This window comes from Pseudomonas sp. H3(2019), assembly GCF_007713465.1.
Taxonomy (GTDB): domain Bacteria; phylum Pseudomonadota; class Gammaproteobacteria; order Pseudomonadales; family Pseudomonadaceae; genus Aquipseudomonas.
Genome location: NZ_VMSG01000036.1, coordinates 19,298 through 43,251, shown reverse-complemented (window position 1 = coordinate 43,251; position 23,954 = coordinate 19,298). Strand labels below are relative to the sequence as shown.

Genomic DNA, 23,954 nt, shown 5'->3' with positions numbered 1-23,954 from the left:
ACTCAATCCTTGGTGACCCGGTTGATTTCTTCAAGGCTGGTGATGCCCTGCATGGCCTTGAGCAGGCCCGAGGTGCGCAGGTCATTGAAGCCGTCCTTACGCATCTGGGTATCGATTTCCAGAGAGTTGCCTTCAGCCATGATCAGCCGTTGCAGCTCCGGGGTGTTTTTCACCACTTCATAGATACCGACTCGCCCTTTGTAGCCGTTGTTGCAGTGATCGCAACCGACGGGTTCGTAGATCGTGAAAGAGCCGATGCGTTCCCGTGGGAAGCCTTCCTTGATCAGTGTTTCGTCAGGAATCGAGAGGGTTGTTTTGCAGTGGCTGCACAGCTTGCGAGCCAGGCGCTGGGCAATGATCAGGTGCACGGCCGTGGCGATGTTGAACCCCGGGATGCCCATGTTGTGCAGTCGGGTCAGGGTTTCAGCCGCGCTGTTGGTGTGCAGGGTGGAAAGCACCAGGTGCCCGGTTTGCGCAGCCTTGATCGCGATTTCGGCGGTTTCCAGGTCGCGGATTTCGCCGACCATGATCACGTCCGGGTCCTGGCGCAGAAATGAGCGTAGCGCCTGAGCGAAATCCAGGCCCTGCCTGGGATTGACGTTGACCTGGTTGATGCCTTCCATGTTGATCTCCACCGGGTCTTCGGCGGTGGAGATGTTGATGTCGACGGTGTTGAGGATATTCAGCCCGGTGTACAGCGACACGGTTTTCCCCGAGCCGGTCGGCCCGGTGACCAGAATCAGCCCTTGAGGTTGCTTGAGCGCCGCCATGTACAGGTCTTTCTGATCGGGCTCGTAACCCAGCGCATCGATGCCCATTTGTGCGCTCGAGGGGTCGAGAATCCGGATCACGACTTTTTCGCCCCACAACGTTGGCAGGGTGTTGACCCGAAAATCGATGGATTTGCTTTTCGACAGGTGCATCTTGAGCCGCCCGTCCTGGGGTTTTCGACGTTCCGAAATGTCCAGGCTGGCCATCACCTTGAGACGGGCAGCGATGCGGTTGGCCAGTTGAATCGGCGGTCTGGCGACTTCGCGCAGCATGCCGTCGGTCCGTACCCGCACCCGATAGATTTTTTCGTAGGGCTCGAAATGCAGGTCCGAGGAGCCGCCCTTGATCGCGTCCAGCAGCATCTTGTTGACGAAGCGCACCACCGGGGCATCGTCGGAGTCCTGGCCGGCGACAGAGTCCTGGCGTTGGTCGTCGACGGCTTCGATGTCCAGACCTTCAAGATCAACGTCGGCCATGTCCTCCAGGCCCGTGCTGTGGCTGTCGAAGAATTTGTCGATGGCGTCGCTGAGCTTGTCGTCTTCGACCAGGATCGCTTCGGTGGTGAGCCCGGTGCTGAACTGGATATCGTTGATCGCCTGGTGATTGCTCGGGTCGGAAATGCCTACGAACAGTTTGTTGCCGCGCCGCCAGAGTGGCAGGGCGTGGTGCTGGCGAATCAGCTTTTCGCTGACCAGGTCTTTGGGCTGGGAGTCCTTGTCGAGACAGTTGAGGTCGAGGAAGGCGACGCCGAAATGCTCGGAGGCAACTTCCGCAACCTGGCGACTGCTCACCAGTTTGTTTTGTACCAGATAGCTGACCAGGGAAATCCGGTTGCGTTGAGCTTGCTGATACGCCTGTTGCGCGCTTTTGTCAGTGAGCAGTTCGGCCAGCACCAATTGCTTGGCCAGACCGCTGAGGGCGATGTCATTCATTCGAGTACCAGGCACAGACAGTTCAAGACTTATAGCCTAGTCAACGGATGGGACCGCACCAGCGCTCTTGAGGTGACAAAAAATGTCAGATAGTGCGGTTCCTCGGGGTGTGCACTGGACTATTGTCGATCTGGCACCCTGTAAACAGGGAGCACAGGGTTTGGCATGTGCTGTGCTTTGACTGGTTCAGGACATGAGATTTCGCCTCATGCATGGAGCCTGTTCTATGAATAATCAAAAAGGTTTTACCCTCATCGAGCTGCTGATCGTGGTGGCAATCATCGGGATTCTGGCGACGTTCGCGTTGCCGATGTATTCCAAATATCAGGCGCGAGCCAAGGTGACGGCGGGAGTGGCGGAAATTTCGGCGCTGAAGGTGCCTTTCGAAGACGTTATCAATCAGGGCACTGACCCGACGCTGACATTGATCGGCGGCACGGCAACGACCAGTAACTGCACGATTACTGCATCAGGTACTGCCTCCACCGGTGTAGGCACCATTGCTTGCACAATTCTCAATGCGCCAGGGCCGGTGCTCAGCAAGACCATCACGCTCACACGGTCAGCAACCGCCGGCTGGACCTGCGCGACTACGGTATTGCAGGACTACGCACCCAAGGGTTGCACTGGCGTCTGATCCTGCTCGAAGCATCAATGCCTCGCCTCTACGGACGCGAGGCATTTTTTCGACCGTTCGATGGCATCGCGGTAATTCGATAAAACCTGCAACTTGCATGTCAACAACGTCCGGGTCATGCATTTTGCATGATTCCAGTTGTTGGATTTTTTTATAACTTTTTGATTTATATTGGTTTATTGGGTTGTCTCTCGTTGGCACAGCCTTCGCACTGTCTCTGTTAACCCTGCTGAGAAGGCATGCAGCAGACTTTCTGGAAGAACAGGAGTTACTCGTATGAAGACGTTCGCTATCGCTGCCGCCGCTGCAACCGCTCTGACCCTGACCATGGCCAACGCTGCGTTTGCGCAGACCACTCAAGCCACACAGTCGCCGATGGTGGTGGCTGCCGGTGAAATGACCAAGGCCGAGGAAGCGACTTCCGATACCTGGATCACCACTAAAGTGAAAAGCGATCTGGTTACCGAGAAGGGGATTCCTGGCACCGACATCAAAGTCGAAACCAACAAAGGCGTCGTTTCGCTATCGTCGAAAGTAGCCATTACCCAGTCTCAGAAAGATATGGCCGTCGCTATCACCAAGAAAATCAAAGGCGTCAAAGCCGTATCGGCTGATGGCCTGATGGCCCAGTAAGGCTCAAGGCTTCTCCTCTTGAGCGGGGAGAAGCAAAAGATCGCAGCCTGCGGCAGCTCCTACATCGAATTTATCGTCTGTAGGAGCTGCCGCAGGCTGCGATCTCTTCCAATCAGTTTCCGCGTTTGCTGGTGATCCGTACCAGGCGGTTGCCTTCAAAGCGCAAGTATTGGTACATGCCGCTGTTCGGACCGTAGGTCCATTCCTCAACCGGGACTTCTTCCCGGCGATTGGCGCTGCGTTTGTAGCCCAACGCATCACGTGCAACCGGCTCGCCACATTTGTGCAGTACTTCGCCTGTGCGATCGCCGACGCTGATCAACTGACTGCCGCAGCGCAAGGTATCGGTCTGGGCTTGCACCTGGCTGGTAAAGAGCGCCAGTGCCAGGCTGATCAGTAATCGGCTATTCATGCTTACTCCGCGTCCAGGTGCATGGGCGTGACGACTCGGCCATCGTTTTCGGCTTCGCCCAGGTTAGCGTCAACGAAATACACCCGGTCATCGGCGAGCTGGGCTTTGTCGACCAGGTAGTCCTTGATGGTGCTGGCGCGATCCTGACCCAGTTGGCGCAGCAGCGCGGTGTCTGAAGACCAGAACTTGATCACGCCTTCGCGCAGTTTGGCAGTGCGCTCTGCTTTGCCCAGTTGCGTCCATTCGGCCGGTGGCTGGGTTTTCAGGCGTGTGCGGTAAATGGCTTCGAGCAACGGGCCTTTTTCGCTGTCCGGGACTTGCAGCAACGAGGCTTGCGCAGGGACTTTGTCGCCGCGCCGCTGGAGCATTTTGTAGTAGTTGTACTGGTATTCACGCTCCAGCCGCTGTTCGGCAATCAAGGGGCCATCGCTCTTCTCGGCGGCGGTACCTTCGATTTCCAGGCGCAGGGCCGGACGTTCCTTGAGCGCTTTGGCCAGGGTATCGAGCGCCGACTCGGCGTTCTTGCTCAGCTCGCTTGAACCGGGGGCGAACGACACGTTGCCCAGGTCTTCGGCCCCACTGCCGTTGATCAGCCCGCCAATGAGCTTGAAGGGCGCCTCGGCCGCGCGCACGATCAGGTTGCGCAGGGTCTGCCAGATGATCGGCATTATGCTGAACTGCGGGTTGTTCAAGTCGCCGGTAATCGGCAACTCGATGGAGATCTTGCCGTCGGAGTCCTTCAGCAGCGCGATGGCCAGTTTCAACGGCAAACTCACGGCATCCGGGCTGTCGACTTTTTCGCCCAGTTGCAGTTGCTCCACCACCACTTTGTTTTCGGCTTTCAACTGGCCTTTGACGATCTGGTAGTGCAGGTCGAGATTGAGCCGGCCCTTGCGAATCCGGTAACCGGCAAACTTGCCGGAGTAGGGGGTCAGGGTGGTCAGTTCGACGCGTTTGAAGCTGGTGGCGATATCCAGCGCGGCCATCGGGTCGAACGGGGTGACGCTGCCCTTGATGGTTACCGGGGCGTAGCGGTCGACTTTGCCCTTGATGTCGACGGCGGCGGGTTTGACCTGGCGACTGTCGATAGTGCCGATCTGGCCGTTGAGCTGTTGAATGGCGGTGGCGAAGTTCGGTGTCAGGCTGAAGTCGGCGAAGTTCGCCGAACCGTCGTTGATGGCAATCGCGCCGATGTGGATGCCCAGTGGCTTGTCCTTGCTCGCGGCAGGTTTCGCGGCGGCGGTTTTGCTGCCGCTGTCGGCCGGTTGCGGGATCAGCAGGTCATTGATGTTGGTGGTGCGGTCATCGTTGATCATGAAGCGCACATAAGGCTGTTGCAGGTTGACCTTGTCGATCGACAGGCTATCGCCGTGTTGGTAGTTCAGACCTTCGACCACCACTTGCTGCCACTTGAGGAAGTCGCGGGTTTTCAGGGTGTCCAGGGTGTGCAGTTGATCGACCTGGGCGCGGCCGGTGACGCTGAACGCCAGTGGCTCGGTGCTTTTCAGGTCAACCGCCAGGTCGCTGCCGAGCATCCCGGAACGCAGCTCCAGACGAATGAACGGGTTGATATAGGACTGGGCGACACGCAAATCGATGTCTTTGGTCTGGACCTTGAGTTTGGCGCTGATTGGCGCAAGGTTGACCTCACCCTCCGCGAGAATCTTGCCCTGCTTGCCCAGGCCGGTATCGACTTTGAGGGAGAACGGCGAACCATTGAGGCTATCGAAATTCTTCACGTCGACGTTCAGCGGGCCGAGTTCCAGTGCCACCGCCGGTTGAGCCTGACGGTCGGCCAGGTGCACTTGATAGTTGCGCAGCTCGACATCCTTGAGCAGCACTTGCCACGGTTTGCTCGGCACCGCGGGATCGGGTTTTGGTTGCGGCGAGTCTGCCGCCGCCGGGGCCTTGGTTGACTCGGGTTTTGTGGCCGGTTTGGCCGGTTGGCTGGCGAAGAGTTTCTGCCAGTCGAGCTGGCCATCGGCTTCGCGGGCAGCCCAGGTCTCGAGCTTCTGGCTGCGGATCTTGCCGACGATCACTTGTTGCTTGGCCAGATCGACCGTGGTCTCGCTGACGTCCAGACGTTCGAGGCGCACCAGTGGCCGGCCATCCGGGGCCTTGATAGCGAACGGTGCAATGCTCACCGAAGTGTTGCTCAGCAACAGTTCGGTTTCCTTGGACAGGTTGAGCTTGTAATCGGTGCTCAGGTTCAGGGTTCCGTCTTCGAGCACCAGTGGTAATGCATCACGTACATAAGGCCACCAGGACTTCATCTTGCCGTCGGTGACTTTCAGTGTGCCTTCGGAACTGATAGGCACCAGGCTCATGTGGCCGGTCCAGTCGATCCGCCCACCTGCCGGGCCGGCAGCGACGAGGGTCATGGCTGCGTTGTCGTCGGGCAGGGTGCTGAGGTTGTTCAGCTCCAGGTCGAGCTTGTCGTACAGGAATTCGATCGGCTCGCTCGGGCGCAGGTCCTGGAAGTGCACATATCCACCGGCCAGGTTGATGTGGTCGATGCGCAGCGGGAAGGGTTTGGCGTCCGGGGCCGCGGGCGTCGGCTCACTGGCCGGCAACTTGAACAGTTGCGTGAGGTTCAGGCTGCCGTCCTTGTTGAACAGGATTTCGGTTTTCGGCTTGTCCAGCTGCACATCAATCAGGTGCAGTGCGCGAGTCCAGAGGCTATCGATTTGCAGGTTGGCGTACAGGCGCTCGAAGGCGATCTGTTCCTTGCCCGGCTCGCCGATGTTCAGGCCCCACACGCTCAGTTCAAGACTGAAGGGATTGAGTTCGATCCGTTGAATATGCGCCGGCACCGTCGCGTAGTTGGCCAATTGTTGATTGGCGATCCGCAAGGCGATGCCCGGCAAAATCAGAAACCCCAGCAAGCTGTAAAGGGCGACAGCAATCAACAGGGCGCCGATGGCGCGAATCAATCCTTTGGGCATGTGCGGTTTCATCTATCTGAATCGGGAGTGGCTTGGAGTATGGCACGCGATTCTGGTTCCGAAGCAATCACCTTGAACAGCAAATGTCAGGTTTTTTCGAAAGAGGTCAGAGTTGCAGGATCAGGGTTTTCAGCGGCGGCTGCTGATCCATCGACGGAAAGTCGCTGCCGGGTGTCAGCACTTTCCAGTCACGCACCGGGCGCCCGGCTTTTTCTGCGCAGCGCAGCACCTGCTCACGCCAGTCGTCCATGCTGACTTTTGCCAGGTTGTTGCAGCAGATCAGCACGCCATCCTCGGCGCTGGCCAGTAGCGCCGGTTTGAGCAAACTCTGATAGTCGCGCAGCAGGTCAACGGTGCCGAATGCACTTTTGGCCCAGGCGGGTGGATCGAGCAGGACCAGGTCGTACTGACGCTGTTCCAGGCGCGGGTAACTTGGCAGTTTTTGCCCGCGGCGCTGGCTGATCGGCAGGCCGGCGAGTTGGCGGATGGCCGGGAAGTAATCGGACTGTACGAACTGCATGGTCGGCAATTGCGGGTTGAGCAGGCCGTTCTCACGGCCGACGGCCAGGTTGCCTTCGGCGAAATCCAGATTGCACACCTCGCGTGCACCGCCAGCCGCCGCGGCAAGGCCGACGCCACAGGTGTAGGCGAACAGGTTCAGCACGCTTTTGCCGGCGCTGTGGTCCTTGACCCAGCCGCGGGCGTTGCGCAGGTCGAGAAACAGCAGAGGGTCTTGCCCGGCGTGGCGACCGCGGACCCGGTAGTTCAGGCCCCATTCGTGGCCGACCATGTCGGCAAGCGCGGCCTCTTCGGCGCGGTAGACCGTGTCTTCGCGATCAATGCGCGAGTTACCCCGCGAGCGGTCGTTATAGACCAGCAGGGTGTCCTGGCCGAGATGCTGGTTGATGATCGCGTGCAGCGCGAGCAAGTCATCGCGCTCCAGCGACTGGTGAAAGCTCTGGACCAGCAGTTGCGGGCCGTAACGGTCGACGGTCAGGCCGCCGGCACCTTCCTGGCTGCCATGAAACAGCCGATAGCAGTCGGTGCCTTGCTGGTGCAGCTCGGCGAGCAGGTCTTGGCGATGATCGAGGGCGGCGCGCAGCGCCTGATTCAAGGAAGACATGGACGCGCCTTGCTGGGGAATTTGGCGCGAGAGTTTAACAGCTAAGGGCTGTTGGGTGACTGATCGTCAACGATCGTTCCCATGCTCCGCGTGGGAACGCCTCACTGGACGCTCTGCGTCCGCTCTTGGGACGCGGAGCGTCCCGGGCTGCATTCCCACGCGGAGCGTGGGAACGATCATGATAAACCCATCCGCCGTTTTGCCCGCTGTACCGAACCATTGCGCACCGCCCAGCGCAGCATCGGTGCACTGCGATTGACGCTGGCGCGAATCAGTTTGCGTTGTAGCGGATTCTGGCGGACACCGAGCATGTCACTGGCCCAGTCGGGCAGCAGGTCGATGCCCGCTTGCATCATCAGCCCGCCGAAGGGTTTGGCCAGGCGGCTGGGTGATGGTGCGGCCAGAAGCAACCGCAGCACTTCGCGGCTGCGTTCATCGCAGAGCAGTTGTGGGCGAATTCGTTCAAGGTACTCGCTGATTTCCCGCCGTGAGCGCGGAACATCGCGGGCGCCCAGTCGTTCGGCGACCAAGGCGATCTCGGCGTAGTAGCGGTCCTGATCGACGGGTGAAAGATTCGGATTGCGGTAGCGCAAATGGGCTGCGAGAAAATTGCTGACTTCGGCCACATGGACCCAGGTCAGCAGGTCCGGATCGCTGGCGGCATAAGGGCGCCCATCGGGTGCGGTGCCGACCACTTGCAAGTGAATGGTGCGCACTTTCTCGATCAGCCACTCGGCGTCCTGACGTGAACCGAAGGTGGTGCCGGAGATGAACTGCCCGGTGCGACGCAGTCGACCGAGCATGTCTTCACGGAAGTTCGAGTGGTCCCAGACCCCGGCCAGCGCCAGCGGGTGCAGGGCTTGCAGCATCAAGGCACTGATGCCGCCGATGAGCATGCTGCTGAAGTCGCCATGCACTTGCCAGCTCACCGAGTCGGGGCCGAAGAGCCCGGGATCGCCCTTGGGGTTTTCCAGGTCGAGCTTGCCCAGCGAAAGGCCGGACAGGCTCATGATCTGGGTTTCGATACGGCTACGGATGAATTCCATGACGACTCGGTGGCTACGGCATTGAAAAAATGCGCGGCCAGCGGCCGCGCTTGGGTGAACAGATCATTGGTTCAAACGCTTGTCGATCAGCCCGGCGACCACACTGGGGTCGGCCAGGGTCGAGGTGTCGCCGAGGCTATCGAGCTCATTGCAGGCGATCTTGCGCAGGATGCGCCGCATGATCTTGCCCGAACGGGTTTTCGGCAAGGCCGGCGCCCATTGGATCAGATCGGGTTTGGCGAAACTGCCGATTTCCTGGCTGACGTGGGCCAGCAGTTCTTTCTTCAACGCGTCGCTGGGTTCGATGCCGTTCATCGGGGTGACAAAGGCGTAGATGCCCTGTCCCTTGAGGTCGTGGGGGTAACCGACCACCGCCGCCTCGGCGATGCTGTCATGCAGAACCAGTGCGCTTTCGACTTCGGCGGTGCCGATGCGGTGTCCGGAAACGTTGATCACATCATCGATGCGCCCGGTGATCCAGTAGTCGCCATCCTCATCGCGCCGCGCGCCGTCACCGGTGAAGTAGTAGCCGGGATAGGGTTTGAAATAGGTGTCGACCATCCGTTGCGGGTCGCCATAGACACTGCGGATTTGCCCTGGCCAGCTGGATTTTATGGCGAGCACGCCGCTGCCGGCGCCGCTGATTTCCTTGCCTTGTTCATCGAGCAAGACCGGTTGCACACCGAACATCGGCCGGGTTGCGCAGCCGGGTTTGATCCGTTGTGCGCTGACCAGCGGGCTGAGCATGATGCCGCCGGTTTCGGTCTGCCACCAGGTGTCGACGATCGGGCAGCGCTGCTCGCCGACCGCGTTGAAATACCAGTCCCAGGCTTCCGGGTTGATCGGCTCGCCGACGCTGCCCAGCAGCCGCAGACTGCTGCGTGAGCTGTCTTTCAAGGGGGCCAGGCCTTCGCGCATCAGGGCCCGCAAGGCGGTGGGCGCGGTGTAGAAAATGTTCACCTGATGCTTGTCGATGACCTGCCAGAACCGCGAGCTGTTCGGGTAGCTTGGCACGCCTTCGAAGATCAGTGTGGTCGCGCCATTGGCCAGTGGCCCGTAGACGATGTAGCTGTGGCCGGTGACCCAGCCGACGTCGGCGGTGCACCAGAATACTTCGCCGTCGCGGTAATCAAACACGTACTTGAAGGTCATCGCCGCTTGCAGCAGATAGCCGCCAGTGGTGTGCAGCACGCCTTTGGGTTTGCCGGTGCTGCCGGAGGTGTAAAGGATGAACAGCGGGTCTTCGGCGCCCATCGGTTCTGGCGGGCAGTCGTCACTGACGTCGCGCAGGGCCTGGTGATACCAGAGGTCGCGGCCCTCGACCCAATTGACCTCGCGCTGAGTGTGTTCGACCACCACGACGGTACTGACGGCCGGGCAACTGAGCAGGGCTTTGTCGACGTTCTGTTTGAGTGGTACATATTTACCGCCACGTACGCCTTCATCGGCGGTAATCACGGCGCGACAGTCCGCGTCGAGGATCCGGTCACGCAGGGAATCGGGGGAAAATCCGCCAAAGACCACCGAGTGCACAGCGCCAATGCGCGCGCAGGCGAGCATCGCGTAGGCGGCTTCAGGGATCATTGGCATGTAGATGCACACCCGGTCGCCTTTTTTTACGCCGCGGCTTTTCAGCACGTTGGCCAGGCGGCAGACGCAGTGATGAAGTTTCTGGTAGGTGATGTGCAGCGAGTCGGCCGGGTCGTCGCTTTCCCAGATGATCGCCGTCTGCTCGCTGCGCTGGGCGAGGTGGCGGTCGATGCAGTTATAGCTGACGTTGAGCTGGCCGCCGGCAAACCAGTGTGCCGCGCCAGTGTTGATATCCGAGTGTTGAACGCTTTGCCAAGGGCTCGACCAGTCGAGAAAGCGTTTGGCCTGTTCGGCCCAGAAGATGTCGGGTTGCTCGATGGATTGGCGGTACAGGCGCTGGTAGTCGTCCTGACTCAGTTGCGCAGCCTGGCGGACGGCATCGGCTTTGGGGAACGTGCTGATATCGAACATGGCGGTTCCTTATGCTTGTATTGCACAAGTGATAAAGATGCGCCGAGTAGTGAATGGGTTCAAGCCTTGCACCGCTCCCACAAGGTCTGTGCAGACCTGTGGGAGCGAGGATCAGATCACCCGCGGTGACGACCACGGAAGTAGTTGATCAGGCCCTGGGTCGAAGCGTCTTCGGCCGGGGTTTCTTCGCTGCCGACCAGGCGGCTGTAGACGCCTTTGCCCAGCTCCTTGCCCAACTCCACGCCCCATTGGTCGAAGGCGTTGATGCCCCAGATCACGCTCTGCACGAACACCTTGTGCTCGTACATCGCCACCAGCGCGCCAAGACGACGCGGGCTGATGCGCTCGACCACCAGGGTGTTGCTCGGGCGGTTGCCCGGGATCACCTTGTGCGGCGCGAGTTTTTGCACCTGGTCTTCGGCCACGCCTTTTTCACGCAGCTCGGCTTCCGCCTCGGCGCGGGTCTTGCCGAGCATCAGCGCCTGGCTTTGCGACAGGCAGTTGGCGTACAGCCACTGGTGGTGGTCGGCAACCGGGTTGAAGCTGACGATCGGCACGATGAAGTCGGCTGGAATCAGCTGGGTGCCTTGGTGCAGCAACTGGTGATAGGCGTGTTGACCGTTGCAACCGACGCCACCCCAGATGACCGGACCGGTATCGGTGGAAACCGGCGTGCCGTCCTGACGTACGCTCTTACCGTTGGATTCCATGTCCAGTTGCTGCAAGTGCTTGGTGATGTTGCGCAGGTAGTGGTCGTACGGCAGGATCGCGTGGCTTTGCGCGCCCCAGAAGTTGCCATACCAGACACCCAGCAATGCCAGCAGTACCGGCATGTTCTGTTCGAACGGTGCGCTCTGGAAGTGCTGGTCCATGGTGTAGGCGCCGGACAGCAGTTCCTTGAAGTTCGACATGCCGATGGCCAGGGCAATTGGCAAGCCGATGGCCGACCACAGCGAGTAACGCCCGCCAACCCAGTCCCACATCGGGAAGATGTTCTCTTCGCGAATACCGAAGGCCACGGCCGCTGCGTTGTTGCTCGAAACGGCGATGAAGTGGCGATACAGTTCGGCTTCGGAGCCGCCCTGAGCCAGGTACCAGGCGCGTGCGGCCTGGGCGTTTTTCAGGGTTTCGAGGGTGTTGAAGGATTTCGAGGAAACGATGAACAGCGTGGTTTCGGCACGAATCTTTGCCGACAACTCATGGAATTCGCTGCCGTCGATATTCGCCAGGTAATGGCAGCGCACGCCTTTCTGGGCGTAGGACAACAGCGCTTCGGAAACCAGCTCAGGGCCGAGGAACGAACCACCGATGCCGATGTTCACCACGTCAGTGATCGGCTTCTCGGTGTAACCGCGCCACAGGCCGTCGTGAATGCGCCCGACCAGCTCAGTGATCTGGTTCAGCACTTTGTGCACGTCAGGCATGACGTTGACGCCATTGACCGACAGCTTGTCGCCCACCGGGCGGCGCAGGGCCGTATGCAGCGCCGGACGGCCTTCGGAGGCATTGACGATTTCGCCGTTGAACAACGCCTTGATCGCGTCTTGCAAGCCGACTTCGTTCGCCAGGCCCACCAGCAGATTGCGGGTTTCGGTGTTGATCAGGTTTTTCGAGTAATCAAGAAATAGTCCACAGCTGCTCAGTGTGAACTGGGTAAAACGCTGCGGGTCGGCATTGAACGCTTCGCGCATGCTGAAATCCTGCATGGCTTGGCGGTGATCATTCAGCGCCTGCCAGGCTGGCAGAGCGGTAACGTCATGAGGAGTGCGGTAGTACGCCATCGCTGCGGGTTTCCTTTTACTTGGACTGCCTTTAGGACACTGAAAAAACCGGAATGTCCTGTTTGATGACAGGCACCCTCCGGTTGAACTGCGAATAAACGATTTAATAGCGCAGGGCGATTACAGTAAACCTCGCGGTGTGATCTGTCTTGGCTTTGTCTGACCTGTGGCCGGTACTATTTTGTACCGGCACTCAAGGTCGCCAGGCAGGCGGGCTTTCAGTGTTCGGAGTACGGGGAGGGCTCAGGCGACCTGAACCGGGATGGCATTGCTGGTATGGCTCAACTCGTTGCCTGGAGCCATGTAGAGCATGCGCGGTTTGAAATTGAGCAGTTCGGCTTCGCTGTAATGAGCGTAAGCGCAGATGATCACCCGATCACCGACCTTGGCCTTGTGTGCGGCGGCGCCGTTGACCGAGATCATGCGCGAGCCTTCTTCGCCACGGATCGCGTAAGTGGTGAAGCGTTCGCCGTTATCGACGTTGTAGATCTGGATTTGTTCGTACTCACGGATCCCGGACAGGTCCAGCCATTCGCCGTCGATGGCGCAAGAGCCTTCGTAGTCGAGCACTGCGTGGGTAACTTCGGCGCGATGCAGCTTGGCCTTGAGCATGATGGCGTGCATGAGTGTTTCCCTTGGTCAGATCCGAACGGCGGGCAGTTTGCCCGAAGCTTTTGAGGCCGGCAATACGACGTGAGAAACCGACTGCAATCTACAAAAACAACACCAATCTATTGTGGGAGCGAGCTTGCTCGCGATAGCGGTCTGGCGGCCAACATCTTTGTTGAGTGTTAAGCCGCCATCGCGAGCAAGCTCGCTCCCACAGGGGGATTGCGGTGGTTAAGCGGGGGCGTCGAGGTTCAGGTGCAGGTTGTCGATCAACCGGGTCGTGCCCAGGAAAGCGGCCACCAGGATCACCAGGTCACGGTCACCCACGGTCGCTGGGCGCAGGGTCAGCGCGTGGCGGACTTCCAGGTAATCAGGACGCAAACCGGCGGCCTGGAGCTGCTCGATCTTCCGGGCCAGGAGCGCCGGGTAATCGCGTTCGCCCTGTTTGATGGCTTCGGCGATGTCGCTCAGCGTGCGATACACAATTGGCGCGACGGCCCGCTGTTCTTCGCTGAGGAAACCATTGCGCGAGGACAACGCCAGGCCGTCGGCGGCTCGTACGGTGGGCTCGCCAATGATCTGGATCGGCATGTTCAGGTCATGCACCAGCGCGCGAATCACCGCCAGTTGCTGGAAGTCCTTCTGACCGAAGACCGCCAAGTCCGGCTGAACCATGTTGAACAACTTGCTGACCACCGTCGCCACGCCTTCGAAATGCCCCGGGCGACTGGCGCCACACAGGCCTTCAGAAAGCAGTGGAACGCTGACGCGGGTCTGGCCGGCCATACCGTCCGGGTACATTTCTTCGACAGTTGGGGCGAACAGCAGGTGACAGCCGGCTTGCAGCAGTTTCTCCTGATCGGCGGCCAAGGTCCGTGGATACTTGTCGAGGTCTTCGCCGACGCCAAATTGCAGCGGGTTGACGAAAATGCTTGCGACCACAAAGTCGGCTCGTTGGGCGGCTTTGGTGACCAGCGCGATGTGGCCGCTGTGCAGGTTGCCCATGGTCGGTACGAAGGCGATACGTTTGCCTTCGCCGCGAGCGCGGGCTACGGCGGCACGCAGTTCGCGTACGGTCTTGACAGTGTTCATGCAGAGAATCCGTGTTCGGCGCCAGGGAAGGTTGCGGCTTTGACTTCAGCGACGTAAGCGCTCAGGGCGGCGTGAATGCTGTCTTGGCCGGCCATGAAGTTCTTCACGAATTTCGGTGCGCGACCGGAGAGGGACAGGCCGAGCATGTCGTGCAGTACCAGCACCTGACCGTCGGTGGCATTGCCGGCGCCGATGCCGATCACCGGAATCTTCACCGCTTGGGTGATTTCGTGGGCCAGTTCGCTCGGTACGCATTCGAGCACCAGCATCGCCGCGCCGGCCTGCTCCAGGGCAATTGCGTCGGCGCGCATCTGCCGCGCCTGGTTTTCATTGCGGCCCTGAACTTTATAGCCGCCGAGAATGTTTACCGACTGCGGCGTCAGCCCCATGTGCGCGCACACCGGGATACCGCGTTCGGCCAGCAGACGAATCGACTCGGCCAGCCACAGCGCGCCTTCGACCTTGACCATGTGCGCTCCCGCCTGCATCAGCAGGGCACTGTTGGTCATCGTTTGCTCAATGGTTGCATTCGCCATGAACGGCAGGTCAGCAAGGATCAAGGCGTCGGTGTTGCCACGCTTGACCGCGGCGACGTGGTAAGCCATTTCGGCGGTGGTCACCGGCAGGGTGCTGTCGTGTCCTTGCAACACCATGCCAAGGGAGTCGCCCACCAGTAACACTTCAACGCCCGCCTCATTGCAGGCGTGGGCGAAGGTAGCGTCGTAGCAGGTCAGCATGGTGATTTTTTCACCCTTTTGCTTGAGGCTCTGCAATGTGGTCAAGGTGATAGCTGGCATGTAAGGAATCCTCATTCAGGCGCTTGGAAAACTACTGCGAGTAACGCGCGTGATTCTTCATCTACTCAGGCGCACGGTCTTGTGTCGTGCTTGAAAAGCCTGGATTGCGCCCTGTAAGTGCCGGGTTGGCGGCAGCGGGACGCCTATAGTCGTGAGGAGAACTCGGGAAGTCAATTGGATGTGTTACCGCAATGTTACGCCGTTGGTGTTACCGGCGTTACTGATGCGATTCAGCCGGTTCAACGCGCACTCCGTAGCAGCCTTCGGCGGCTGCTACGGGGCGTGTAAGGCTCACGTAGAAGGGAGGCGTTCAAGTCCGACGAACGGGCATGCAGCGAGCAGTTCGCGCAGGTGACGACCGTCGGCCAGTTGCAGGTCAGCTGGCGCCAGCTCTGCCAGCGGGTAGAGCACAAAGGCTCGGGCCTGCATATGGTAATGGGGGACTTTGAGGCGGGGCTCGTCGATCAGCCGATCGCCGAACAGCAGGATGTCCAGATCCAGTGTGCGCGGGCCCCAGCGCTCATGGCGCTCGCGACCCTGGTCGATTTCGATGGCTTGCAGCGCATCGAGCAGCTGAAGCGGCGTCAGCGTGCTGTCGAGCGCGGCGACCGCGTTGGTATATCGCGGCTGGCCGGGCAGCAAGGAGTCGCTTTGATAGAAGGACGAAACCCCCACCAGAGCTGTCTTGGGTAACTGCGCGAGCGCCTCGACGGCGCTGCGCAATTGTTCCGCGGGGGCAGCGAGGTTGCTGCCCATGCCAATGTAAATGCGTTCCATCGATTTACTCGCCCGACGTACTCGGTGCGCCAGCAGCGCGTTTGCGCTTGGCGCCACCGCTGCGGCGACGTTTACGCGGCGCACCGCTGGCACCGTCGTCCTTGCCGCTGAGGTCGCGGATCATGTCGCGGCGTTCGCTTTCATTGGCGTCCTGATAGTCCGTCCACCATTCGCCCAGACCGTTGGTCTGTTCGCCAGCGCTTTCACGCAGTAGCAGGAAGTCGTAACCGGCACGGAATCGCGGATTGTCCAGCAACAGGTCGGCACGTTTGCCACTGCGGCGCGGCAGGCGTTCCTGCATGTCCCAGATCTCGCGGATCGGCATGGTGAAGCGCTTTGGAATCGCAATCCGCTGGCATTGCTCGCTGATCAGTTCGTGAGCCGCTTCCTGCATGGCCGGAATTGGCGGCATGCCACGGTCCTGCAAGCGCAGTACGCGGGCCGGCAGGGCTGGCCAGAGCAGGGCGGCGAACAGGAACGCTGGCGTCACCGGCTTGTTCTGCTTGATCCGCAGGTCGGTGTTGATCAGTGCTTCGCTGATCAGGGTGTGGGTGTAAGTCGGATTGTGTTCCAGCGCTTCGGCGCTGGCCGGGAACAGTGGATCGAACAATTGCAGGTCGACCAGCATCTCGAAGGTGTCCGCGGCATGACCCGAAAGGAACAGCTTCAACACTTCTTCGAACAAGCGCGCCGACGGGATCTCGCGCAGCATCGGCGCCAGGTTGCGGATTGGCAAGGCGCTGTGTTTCTCGATACCGAAGTTCAGCTTGGCGGCGAAACGCACCGCACGAAGCATCCGCACCGGGTCTTCCTGGTAACGCTGGGTCGGGTCGCCGATCAGGCGGATCAGGTGATTGCGGATGTCGTGTACGCCGTTGGCGTAGTCGAGAATGCGCTCGCTGACCGGATCGTAATACAGGGCGTTGATGGTGAAGTCGCGGCGTTGCGCGTCCTCTTCCAGCGTGCCGTAAACGTTGTCGCGCAGAATGCGCCCGCTTTCGTTGCGCGAGGACTGGTTGCTGTCTTCTTCCTCGTCGTTTTGCGGGTGATTGGCGCGGAACGTCGCGACTTCAATGATTTCGCGGCCAAAATGGATGTGTACCAGTTTGAAGCGGCGACCGATGATCCGCGCATTGCGAAACTCGGCGCGAACCTGTTCCGGCGTGGCGCTGGTGGCGACGTCGAAATCCTTGGGTGTGATGTTGAGCAGCATGTCGCGCACACAGCCACCGACCAGGTAAGCCTGGTAGCCGGCGCTCTGCAGGCGTTCGACGATGTTCACCGCATAACGGCTGAACTGAGCCCGTTGCAGCGAGTGTTGGCTGCTGTTGAGCACTTCAGGCGTGCTGCGAATGTGTTGCGTACGACGCAAGGGAGAACGGAATGACTGGAACAGCTTCTTCAGCATGGGATGCACTGTTTGAAGGAATGTTCGGCCAAAACGAAGAATGACCGCATGATGGGCCGGGATTCTAGCATTTAGTCGGGGGATGGTGTAGGAAGCTGCGCAAGGTCTCTGTAGCAGCTGTCGAGCCTGCAAGGCCAAACGCCAGAAACCACAAGGGGAGCCGAAGCTCCCCAAGAAGTAGTTGCATGCTCTATTTTTATTTTTGGTTTCGGGCTTCTTGTTTTTGTGTCGCGCCCTTGTCATGAAGGTTTCCTTCATGACCCTCCCAATCGGGAGCCAAGAGCAAACGGATTGCTTTGGTCGCTGTGCTGCAATGATCTGTGCGATCCAACCAGTTCAGGCTCTGCCTTAGGGCAGTTTTTGTTGTTCTCGGCCTGGTTGCGGGGCAAGCCCCAAATACAACGCCTCTCCAAAAGAATCAGTTAGCTACGCCTCTCGCCGTCTTGTTTTTGTTGTGCGTGAGTCGATTCGTCTTATTTTTATTGTCTTGTGCATTGCTTGTTATTGTTCTTGTACCAAACATATAGCAGGTGCCATGCCAACTTTTGCGAGCCCCAGTAAAACAAGGGGTTAGGCGTCTGAATCGTTTTTTTCAAGGCCAAAAAAAGCCGGGGCTTCGTTACCGTAAGCCCCGGCTTCTGTTACGAGTAAAAGCTGCGGTAACAGTTTTTTCACACTGTCATGTGTTACTCGCACACTCGACAGCTGACGTTCAGCTTTCGCTGGTCATGCCAGTCTTGCGCCGAGGGATTCCCAGGCGCTGACGGCGCTCCCACAGGCATTTGCGGCTGACGCCGAGTTTGCGAGCCAGCTCGGTTTCGGTCATGTGGTCCTGGTGTTCGAGGACGAAGTGCTGGAAGTAGTCTTCCAGTGACAGGTCTTCGGTGGGCTCGTGGCTGGTGTTACCGTTGCTGCCCTGTTGCGGTGCCAGGCCGATGAACTCGTCATCTTCAAGGTCGCTGAGCTCGATATCGATGCCCAGCAATTCGGCAGAAATTTCCGGGCTCTCACACAGGATGACGGCGCGCTCGACGGCGTTTTCCAGTTCGCGCACGTTGCCCGGCCAGGAGTAATGACGAATCGCCTGTTCGGCGTCCGGGGCGAATTTCAGGTCGGTGCGATTCACGCGCGCGCTCTGGCGCGCGAGGAAAGCATTGGCGATTTCGTTGACGTCCGCGCCACGCTCACGCAGGGCCGGCAGTTTCAGGGCGATAACGTGGAGACGGTAGTACAAGTCTTCACGGAACTGGCCGATCTTGGCCAGGCTCTTCAGGTCACGGTGAGTCGCGGCGATCAGGCGTACGTCGACCTTCTGCGATTGCACCGAGCCCACGCGGCGGATTTCACCTTCTTGCAGCACGCGCAGCAGGCGCGCCTGGGCTTCAAGTGGCAGTTCGCCGATCTCATCAAGGAACAAGGTGCCGCCGTCGGCTGCTTCAACCAACCCCGCGCGACCGGCGCTGGCGCCGGTAAACGCGCCTTTCTCGTGGCCGAACAGTTCGGACTCGATCAGGCTTTCCGGGATGGCTGCGCAGTTCACCGAAATCATCGGTGCCTTGGCGCGCTTGGACAGGTTGTGCAGGGCACGGGCCACCAGCTCTTTACCGGTGCCGGACTCGCCCTGAATCAGCACATTGGAATCGGTGGGGGCCACTTTACGGATTTTGCCGTACAGATCCTGCATCGGTGGGCAGGAGCCGATGATGCCAATTTCGCCATTGCTGTTATCGACTGCGGACTTCGCGGAGCCGTTGGCAGCCTTGCCGACCGCAGGTTCGCCCACGGAGCTTTGCGCCGATTGTCGGTCACGCAGGATGCGCGCGACGGCCTGGAGCATCTCGTCATGGTCGAAAGGCTTGGCGATGTAGTCCACCGCGCCCATCTTCATTGAGTCGACTGCCGAGCGCAGGCTGGCGTAGCTCGTCATGATCAGCACCGGCTTGCCCTGGCCCAGCTTGATCAGTTCGGTGCCCGGTGCGCCAGGCAGGCGCAGGTCACTGACAATCAGGTCGAACGTGGGAATGCTGAAGCGTTCTTGTGCTTCCTGCACTGAACCGGCTTCGCTGACCTGGTACTGGTTACGTTCCAGCAGGCGGCGCAAGGCGGAGCGGATAATTGTTTCGTCTTCGACGATCAAAATGTGCGGCATTGATTCGATACTCTCGACGGTCTCAGTTCACAGCGGACGTCGCTTCGACATGACGCGGTAAGGTCACCCGGATACGGGTGCCGCGTTGGCTTTGTGTGTCAGCCGGGCTGTCGATGGTGATTTGTCCATAATGCTCTTCAACGATGGAATAGACCAGTGCAAGGCCCAGACCGGTGCCTTCGCCAGGATCCTTGGTGGTGAAGAAGGGTTCGAACAATCGGTCCATGATGCTCGACGGGATACCACTGCCCTCGTCTTCCACGATCAGGTCGATCGTGTGTTCGTTGGCTTCACTTTTTACCCGTACCGCACTGCCGGCCGGCGATGCGTCGCGGGCGTTGGACAGCAGGTTGATCAACACCTGGGCGAGCCGCTGCGGATCGCCATCGACCCAATGCTCGGGATCGCACAGGTTAAAGAACTGTACTTCGAAGTTGCGGCGGTTCAGCGCCAGCAGACCAATGGCATCCTGGGCCACCTCGGCCAGACAGACCGGTTCGTCATTGTGCTGGTGGCTGCCGGCGTGGGCGAAGCTCATCAGCGACTGAACAATGCGTGATACGCGTTTGGTCTGTTCGAGGATTTGCCCGCTGATTTCCGTCAGTTCGCTGTCTTCTTCACGCTCTTCGCGCAGGTTCTGCGCCAGACACGCGATGCCGGTGATCGGGTTGCCAATTTCGTGGGCCACACCGGCCGCCAGTCGACCGATACTCGCCAAACGTTCGGAGTGCACCAGTTTGTCTTCGAGCATCTGGGTTTCAGTCAGGTCTTCCACCAGCAATACCAGGCCACTGTTACCGGGCGCGAGCGGTTCGTCGATCGCCGCCTTGTGCAGGTTCAGCCAGCGCGTCTGGCCGTCGAGGGCCAGGTGCTGTTTGTGCAAATGCTCGTCGGGAAGATTGATGAAACCTTGCAGCAATTCTTTCCACGGATCGGCAATGGTGCTCAGGCGTGAACCGACCACGCGCTGCGCGGCGATCCCGGTCAGTTCCTCCATGGCTTTGTTCCACATGAGGATTTCCTGATCCTTGGCCAGCGAACAAACGCCCATCGGCAGTTCTTGCAAGGTCTGGCGGTGGTAGCGGCGCAGGGCATCGAGTTCGGCGGCAAGGCCGGTGAGGCGCGAGTGATAGTCCTCGAGACGGCTTTCGATGAAGTGAATGTCTTCGGTGACATAGTTTTCACCGCCAGCCTTGTACGGCAGGAAGGTTTCGACCATGTCTTGCGCAACGCTCGGGCCCATCAGACCGGAGAGGTTGGCTTCGATTCGGTCACGCAGTCGGCGCAAGGCGTACGGGCGACGCTCGTCGAACGGCAGATAAAGGTCGCGCAGGGCCTGTTCGACTTCCTTTTGTGCCGCCTTGGCGCCCAGCGGTTTGGCCAGTTGCGTGGCGAACTCCTGGGGTGACGCGGCGTGCAGTTCGCGGCGTTGCGGGCGGCGCACGTTGTCTACGGCGCAGGCTTCGGCGGCGCTGGCTTCTTCAGTGCTGGCGTTGGTGAACAGCGAAATCAGCGTGAACATCAGCACGTTGGCCGCCAGGGATGCGATCGCCGCCATGTGCCAACTGGTGTCGTCGAGCACATAGATCATGTTCAGCAACGGGATATAAAAGCCCTGCAGGTTGCCGACCAGCGGCAACAGCATGGTTACCAACCAGACCAGAATCCCCGCCAGCAACCCGGCGATGAAGCCGCGACGGTTGGCGGTCGGCCAATACAGGACGGACAGTACGCCGGGCAAAAACTGCAGGGTGGCGACGAACGCGACGATGCCCAGGTTGGCCAGGTCCTGCTCGGCGCCCAGCAGCAGATAGAAACCATAACCGGCCATGATGATCGCGACGATCAAGGCGCGGCGGGTCCATTTCAGCCAGCGGTAGATGTTGCCTTCGGCAGGCGGCTGATACAGCGGCAGCACCAGGTGGTTCAGGGCCATCCCGGACAGCGCCAGGGTGGTGACGATGATCAGGCCGCTGGCAGCTGACAAACCACCGACGTAGGCCAGCAGTGCCAGGGCCTTGCTGTTGGCGGCGATGCCGACGCCGAGGGTGAAGTATTCCGGGTTGGTGGTGGCGCCAAGTTTGAGGCCGGCCCAGAGAATCAGCGGTACGGCCAGGCTCATCAGCAGCAGGAACAGCGGCAAGCCCCAGCTCGCACTGACCAGCGAGCGAGGGTTGAGGTTTTCGGTGAAGGTCATGTGGTACATGTGCGGCATCACGATCGCCGAGGCGAAGAACACCAGCAGTAGCGTGCGCCATGGGCCTTCTTGCAGCGGCGTGTGCAGCGCAGCGAGGGCGGTCTGGTTTTGCAGCAACCAGAGTTCCAGCTGTTGCGGACCGTCGAACACGCCGTACAAGGCATAGAGGCCGACGCCGCCAATGGCGATCAGCTTGATCACCGATTCAAAGGCAATCGCGAACACCAGGCCTTCGTGTTTCTCCCGGGTCGCAATATGCCGCGAACCGAAGAAAATCGTGAACAGGGTGATCAGCGCACAAAAACTCAGGGCGACCCGATGCTGCACCGGCTCATGGGTGAGGATGCCGATCGAGTCGGCCACGGCTTGAATCTGCAGGGCCAGCAACGGCAGCACGCCGATCAGCATGAAAATCGTGGTCAGCGCGCCGGCCCAGGTGCTGCGGAAACGAAATGCAAACAGGTCGGCCAGGGAAGAAAGCTGATAGGTGCGGGTGATCTTCAGAATCGGGTAGAGCAACACCGGCGCCAGCAGAAACGCCCCGGAGACCCCGAGGTAACTGGACAAGAAGCCGTAACCGTATTGATAGGCCAGGCCGACCGTGCCATAGAACGCCCAGGCGCTGGCGTAGACACCCAATGACAAGGTGTAGGTCAGCGGGTGACGAATGATCGCACGCGGGATCATTCCGCGTTCACTGATCCAGGCAACACCAAACAGCACCGCCAGGTAGGCGGCACTGATCAGGATCATCTGGGTCAGGCTAAAGCTCATCGGCATCTTTTTGGCTCTGCAGGATGAAGGTCACGACGATCAGAATCAGCCACAGCAGATACGGGCGATACCAGGCGCCAGTGGCGTCGATCCACCAGTCCATGATGGCTGGGGAGAACAGATAGATCCCCACTACCAGGAGCAGGACCAAGCGATAGATGTACATCCCGGCCTCTCTTTATTGTGTGCGTGCCCGAAAACGTGCGGCGATGGTAACGGATGGGCGCCAACCTGCAAGCTTAGTCAGCGTAATTGCGCTTCGGGCAGTGTCAGTGTGCGCGGGATTAACGTCGCATCCCAGTGCCTGATGCCCCAGCTCAGTACTTCCCTGGGGCTGGCATTATCGAGTTCGTGGCCAGGTTTTTGTCCCAGTGCGCGCAGGGCACGCAGCAACAGGGGGGTGGCCTGATCTTCGGTCAATGGCGGTGAGCGATAGGACTTGCCGAGTTTGTTGCCGTCCGGCTGGGTAATCAGCGGCAGGTGCAGATAGCGCGGTTGCGGCAGGCCGAGCAGTTCTTGCAGGTACAACTGGCGTGGGGTGGAGTCGAGCAAGTCGGCACCGCGGACAATATCGGTGATGCCTTGCCAGGCGTCGTCGAGCACCACTGCCAGTTGATAGGCATAGAGCCCGTCGCGTCGACGAATCACGAAGTCGCCGACCTCGCGGCCCAGGTGCTGGCGGTATTCGCCTTGCACGCGGTCGGTGAAGTGATATTCCAATTCCGGGACGCGCAAGCGGATTGCGGCGTCTTCGCTGGCATGACCGGCGTTACGGCACAGGCCTGGATAAATCCCGTGATAAGGCGCCAGTTTTTTCCGCGAGCAGGTGCAGGCGTAGGCCAGGCCGTGGTTGAACAGTTGATTCAACACCTGCGCATAGGCGTCGTGACGGTCGCTCTGGCGGACCATTTCGCCGTCCCATTCGAAACCGTAGCTTTCCAGTGCCTTGAGGATCGCCGCCTGGGCGCCGGGCTCCTCCCTGGGCGGGTCAAGGTCTTCCATGCGCAATAGCCAGCGGCCGCCAACCGAGCGGGCGTCAAGGTACGAGGCCAATGCCGCGACCAGCGAGCCGAAGTGCAGGTGCCCGCTGGGGGTAGGAGCGAAGCGCCCGATGTAGGCGGGGGATTTGATGGCAGTCATGGGCGCGATGTTACGTTGTCTGGTTCTGTAGGAGCACGGCTTGATATCGCCATCGCACCCTGTAGGAGCAAAGCTTGATGTACCAGAAACAAAAACGGAGCGTTCGCACGCTCCGTTCTTCGTTCAAGCGGCCACTTACTTGCCGACTTGCTTTTCCTTGATCTCTGCAAGGGTCTTGCAGTCGACGCACATGTCAGCGGTAGGGCGTGCTTCCAGGCGCTTGACGCCGATCTCGACGCCGCAAGACTCGCACCAGCCGTATTCTTCGTCTTCGATCAGTTGCAGGGTCTTGTCGATTTTCTTGATCAGCTTGCGCTCGCGGTCGCGGGCACGCAGTTCGAGGCTGAATTCTTCTTCCTGACTGGCACGGTCGGCTGGGTCGGGGAAGTTCGCGGCTTCGTCCTTCATGTGATCAACAGTGCGGTCGACTTCCTGCATCAAGTCCTGTTTCCACTTGTTCAGGATCTTGGTGAAGTGCGCGCGCATGGGCTGGCCCATGTACTCCTCGCCCTTCACTTCTTTGTAGGGTTCGAAGCCGCTGATCGACGGGTTCTGCTGTTGCTTTGCTTGGGTGGGCATGAAATGGACCGCCTCTACTCTTGTAATCCATTGCGCAGGATTGCTCCATCACCGACACCTGCCGGCCCTGCGGCTGCAAGCGGGCGAACTTACCAGATCAAATCGGAGCGCGCTACTCCCGGATGTCGAGGCTGCGGTCCGTAAGGCTTGC

The 23,954-nt window shown here is 59.8% G+C and carries 19 protein-coding genes; 2 read left to right on the top strand and 17 right to left on the bottom strand.

Going from position 1 to position 23,954, the window contains the following annotated elements; genetic code table 11:
- Nucleotides 1–2: 2 nt before the first annotated feature.
- Entirely contained in the window at nt 3–1,703 is a 1,701-nt protein-coding gene (gene pilB, locus FPT12_RS26275) for a type IV-A pilus assembly ATPase PilB (protein WP_145022152.1), read from the bottom strand.
- Between the two features lie 226 nt (nt 1,704–1,929).
- On the opposite strand from pilB, the gene FPT12_RS26270 reads away from it, so the two are divergent.
- The gene (locus tag FPT12_RS26270) at nt 1,930–2,340 is read left to right on the top strand and encodes a pilin (protein WP_145022149.1); all 411 of its coding nucleotides are present in this window, start codon (nt 1,930–1,932) and stop codon (nt 2,338–2,340) included.
- A gap of 276 nt (nt 2,341–2,616) precedes the next feature.
- Nucleotides 2,617–2,973, top strand: a complete 357-nt coding sequence (locus FPT12_RS26265) for a BON domain-containing protein (protein ID WP_145022146.1) — start codon at nt 2,617–2,619, stop codon at nt 2,971–2,973.
- Nucleotides 2,974–3,085: 112 nt separating this feature from the next.
- Here FPT12_RS26265 and FPT12_RS26260 read toward each other — a convergent pair whose 3' ends face one another.
- The 16 genes from FPT12_RS26260 to dksA form a co-directional block, all read right to left on the bottom strand.
- A complete protein-coding gene (locus FPT12_RS26260) occupies nt 3,086–3,385 on the bottom strand; it encodes a DUF2845 domain-containing protein (RefSeq protein WP_145022143.1) in 300 nt (99 codons plus the stop codon).
- Between the two features lie 2 nt (nt 3,386–3,387).
- On the bottom strand, nt 3,388–6,342 hold the full coding sequence (locus FPT12_RS26255) for a DUF748 domain-containing protein (protein WP_145022139.1): 2,955 nt from the start codon (nt 6,340–6,342) through the stop codon (nt 3,388–3,390).
- 94 nt (nt 6,343–6,436) lie between these two features.
- Entirely contained in the window at nt 6,437–7,453 is a 1,017-nt protein-coding gene (locus tag FPT12_RS26250) for a class I SAM-dependent rRNA methyltransferase (RefSeq protein WP_145022137.1), read from the bottom strand.
- 176 nt (nt 7,454–7,629) lie between these two features.
- On the bottom strand, nt 7,630–8,499 hold the full coding sequence (locus tag FPT12_RS26245) for an oxygenase MpaB family protein (protein ID WP_145022134.1): 870 nt from the start codon (nt 8,497–8,499) through the stop codon (nt 7,630–7,632).
- Nucleotides 8,500–8,562: 63 nt separating this feature from the next.
- Nucleotides 8,563–10,500, bottom strand: a complete 1,938-nt coding sequence (gene acs / locus FPT12_RS26240; RefSeq protein ID WP_145022131.1) for an acetate--CoA ligase — start codon at nt 10,498–10,500, stop codon at nt 8,563–8,565.
- Nucleotides 10,501–10,616: 116 nt separating this feature from the next.
- Nucleotides 10,617–12,281: a glucose-6-phosphate isomerase gene (gene pgi, locus FPT12_RS26235; RefSeq protein WP_145022128.1), complete on the bottom strand. Its 1,665-nt coding sequence runs from the start codon at nt 12,279–12,281 to the stop codon at nt 10,617–10,619.
- Nucleotides 12,282–12,524: 243 nt separating this feature from the next.
- Entirely contained in the window at nt 12,525–12,905 is a 381-nt protein-coding gene (panD, locus tag FPT12_RS26230; protein ID WP_003228271.1) for an aspartate 1-decarboxylase, read from the bottom strand.
- A gap of 216 nt (nt 12,906–13,121) precedes the next feature.
- Nucleotides 13,122–13,982, bottom strand: a complete 861-nt coding sequence (gene panC, locus FPT12_RS26220) for a pantoate--beta-alanine ligase (protein ID WP_145022125.1) — start codon at nt 13,980–13,982, stop codon at nt 13,122–13,124.
- Nucleotides 13,979–14,779, bottom strand: a complete 801-nt coding sequence (gene panB / locus FPT12_RS26215; RefSeq protein WP_145022122.1) for a 3-methyl-2-oxobutanoate hydroxymethyltransferase — start codon at nt 14,777–14,779, stop codon at nt 13,979–13,981. The genes panC and panB overlap by 4 nt, the downstream gene beginning before the upstream one ends.
- A 291-nt stretch (nt 14,780–15,070) precedes the next feature.
- Nucleotides 15,071–15,556 carry a 2-amino-4-hydroxy-6-hydroxymethyldihydropteridine diphosphokinase gene (folK, locus tag FPT12_RS26210; protein ID WP_145022116.1) on the bottom strand — a complete coding sequence of 162 codons (486 nt, stop codon included), beginning with the start codon at nt 15,554–15,556 and terminating at the stop codon, nt 15,071–15,073.
- 4 nt (nt 15,557–15,560) lie between these two features.
- On the bottom strand, nt 15,561–16,964 hold the full coding sequence (locus FPT12_RS26205) for a polynucleotide adenylyltransferase PcnB (RefSeq protein ID WP_145022105.1): 1,404 nt from the start codon (nt 16,962–16,964) through the stop codon (nt 15,561–15,563).
- 712 nt (nt 16,965–17,676) lie between these two features.
- Nucleotides 17,677–19,113 (bottom strand): sigma-54 dependent transcriptional regulator, encoded by a 1,437-nt coding sequence (locus FPT12_RS26200; protein ID WP_145022086.1) that lies wholly within the window; start codon nt 19,111–19,113, stop codon nt 17,677–17,679.
- A 22-nt stretch (nt 19,114–19,135) separates the two neighbouring features.
- Nucleotides 19,136–22,090: a sensor histidine kinase gene (locus FPT12_RS26195; protein WP_178098907.1), complete on the bottom strand. Its 2,955-nt coding sequence runs from the start codon at nt 22,088–22,090 to the stop codon at nt 19,136–19,138.
- Nucleotides 22,074–22,250 (bottom strand): hypothetical protein, encoded by a 177-nt coding sequence (locus tag FPT12_RS26190; protein WP_003176118.1) that lies wholly within the window; start codon nt 22,248–22,250, stop codon nt 22,074–22,076. Before FPT12_RS26190 ends, FPT12_RS26195 begins: the two co-directional genes overlap by 17 nt.
- A 77-nt stretch (nt 22,251–22,327) precedes the next feature.
- Complete coding sequence (gene gluQRS / locus FPT12_RS26185) at nt 22,328–23,224, bottom strand: tRNA glutamyl-Q(34) synthetase GluQRS (RefSeq protein ID WP_145022076.1); 897 nt, start codon at nt 23,222–23,224, stop codon at nt 22,328–22,330.
- A gap of 135 nt (nt 23,225–23,359) precedes the next feature.
- The gene (gene dksA, locus FPT12_RS26180) at nt 23,360–23,803 is read right to left on the bottom strand and encodes an RNA polymerase-binding protein DksA (RefSeq protein ID WP_019691671.1); all 444 of its coding nucleotides are present in this window, start codon (nt 23,801–23,803) and stop codon (nt 23,360–23,362) included.
- Nucleotides 23,804–23,954 lie beyond the last annotated feature (151 nt).

Coding starts and splice junctions, on each gene's coding strand:
- pilB (WP_145022152.1), bottom strand. CDS start 1,703: ATGAATGACATCGCCCTCAGCGGTCTGGCCAAGCAATTGGTGCTGGCC.
- FPT12_RS26270 (WP_145022149.1), top strand. CDS start 1,930: ATGAATAATCAAAAAGGTTTTACCCTCATCGAGCTGCTGATCGTGGTG.
- FPT12_RS26265 (WP_145022146.1), top strand. CDS start 2,617: ATGAAGACGTTCGCTATCGCTGCCGCCGCTGCAACCGCTCTGACCCTG.
- FPT12_RS26260 (WP_145022143.1), bottom strand. CDS start 3,385: ATGAATAGCCGATTACTGATCAGCCTGGCACTGGCGCTCTTTACCAGC.
- FPT12_RS26255 (WP_145022139.1), bottom strand. CDS start 6,342: ATGAAACCGCACATGCCCAAAGGATTGATTCGCGCCATCGGCGCCCTG.
- FPT12_RS26250 (WP_145022137.1), bottom strand. CDS start 7,453: ATGTCTTCCTTGAATCAGGCGCTGCGCGCCGCCCTCGATCATCGCCAA.
- FPT12_RS26245 (WP_145022134.1), bottom strand. CDS start 8,499: ATGGAATTCATCCGTAGCCGTATCGAAACCCAGATCATGAGCCTGTCC.
- acs (WP_145022131.1), bottom strand. CDS start 10,500: ATGTTCGATATCAGCACGTTCCCCAAAGCCGATGCCGTCCGCCAGGCT.
- pgi (WP_145022128.1), bottom strand. CDS start 12,281: ATGGCGTACTACCGCACTCCTCATGACGTTACCGCTCTGCCAGCCTGG.
- panD (WP_003228271.1), bottom strand. CDS start 12,905: ATGCACGCCATCATGCTCAAGGCCAAGCTGCATCGCGCCGAAGTTACC.
- panC (WP_145022125.1), bottom strand. CDS start 13,982: ATGAACACTGTCAAGACCGTACGCGAACTGCGTGCCGCCGTAGCCCGC.
- panB (WP_145022122.1), bottom strand. CDS start 14,779: ATGCCAGCTATCACCTTGACCACATTGCAGAGCCTCAAGCAAAAGGGT.
- folK (WP_145022116.1), bottom strand. CDS start 15,556: ATGGAACGCATTTACATTGGCATGGGCAGCAACCTCGCTGCCCCCGCG.
- FPT12_RS26205 (WP_145022105.1), bottom strand. CDS start 16,964: ATGCTGAAGAAGCTGTTCCAGTCATTCCGTTCTCCCTTGCGTCGTACG.
- FPT12_RS26200 (WP_145022086.1), bottom strand. CDS start 19,113: ATGCCGCACATTTTGATCGTCGAAGACGAAACAATTATCCGCTCCGCC.
- FPT12_RS26195 (WP_178098907.1), bottom strand. CDS start 22,090: ATGCCGATGAGCTTTAGCCTGACCCAGATGATCCTGATCAGTGCCGCC.
- FPT12_RS26190 (WP_003176118.1), bottom strand. CDS start 22,250: ATGTACATCTATCGCTTGGTCCTGCTCCTGGTAGTGGGGATCTATCTG.
- gluQRS (WP_145022076.1), bottom strand. CDS start 23,224: ATGACTGCCATCAAATCCCCCGCCTACATCGGGCGCTTCGCTCCTACC.
- dksA (WP_019691671.1), bottom strand. CDS start 23,803: ATGCCCACCCAAGCAAAGCAACAGCAGAACCCGTCGATCAGCGGCTTC.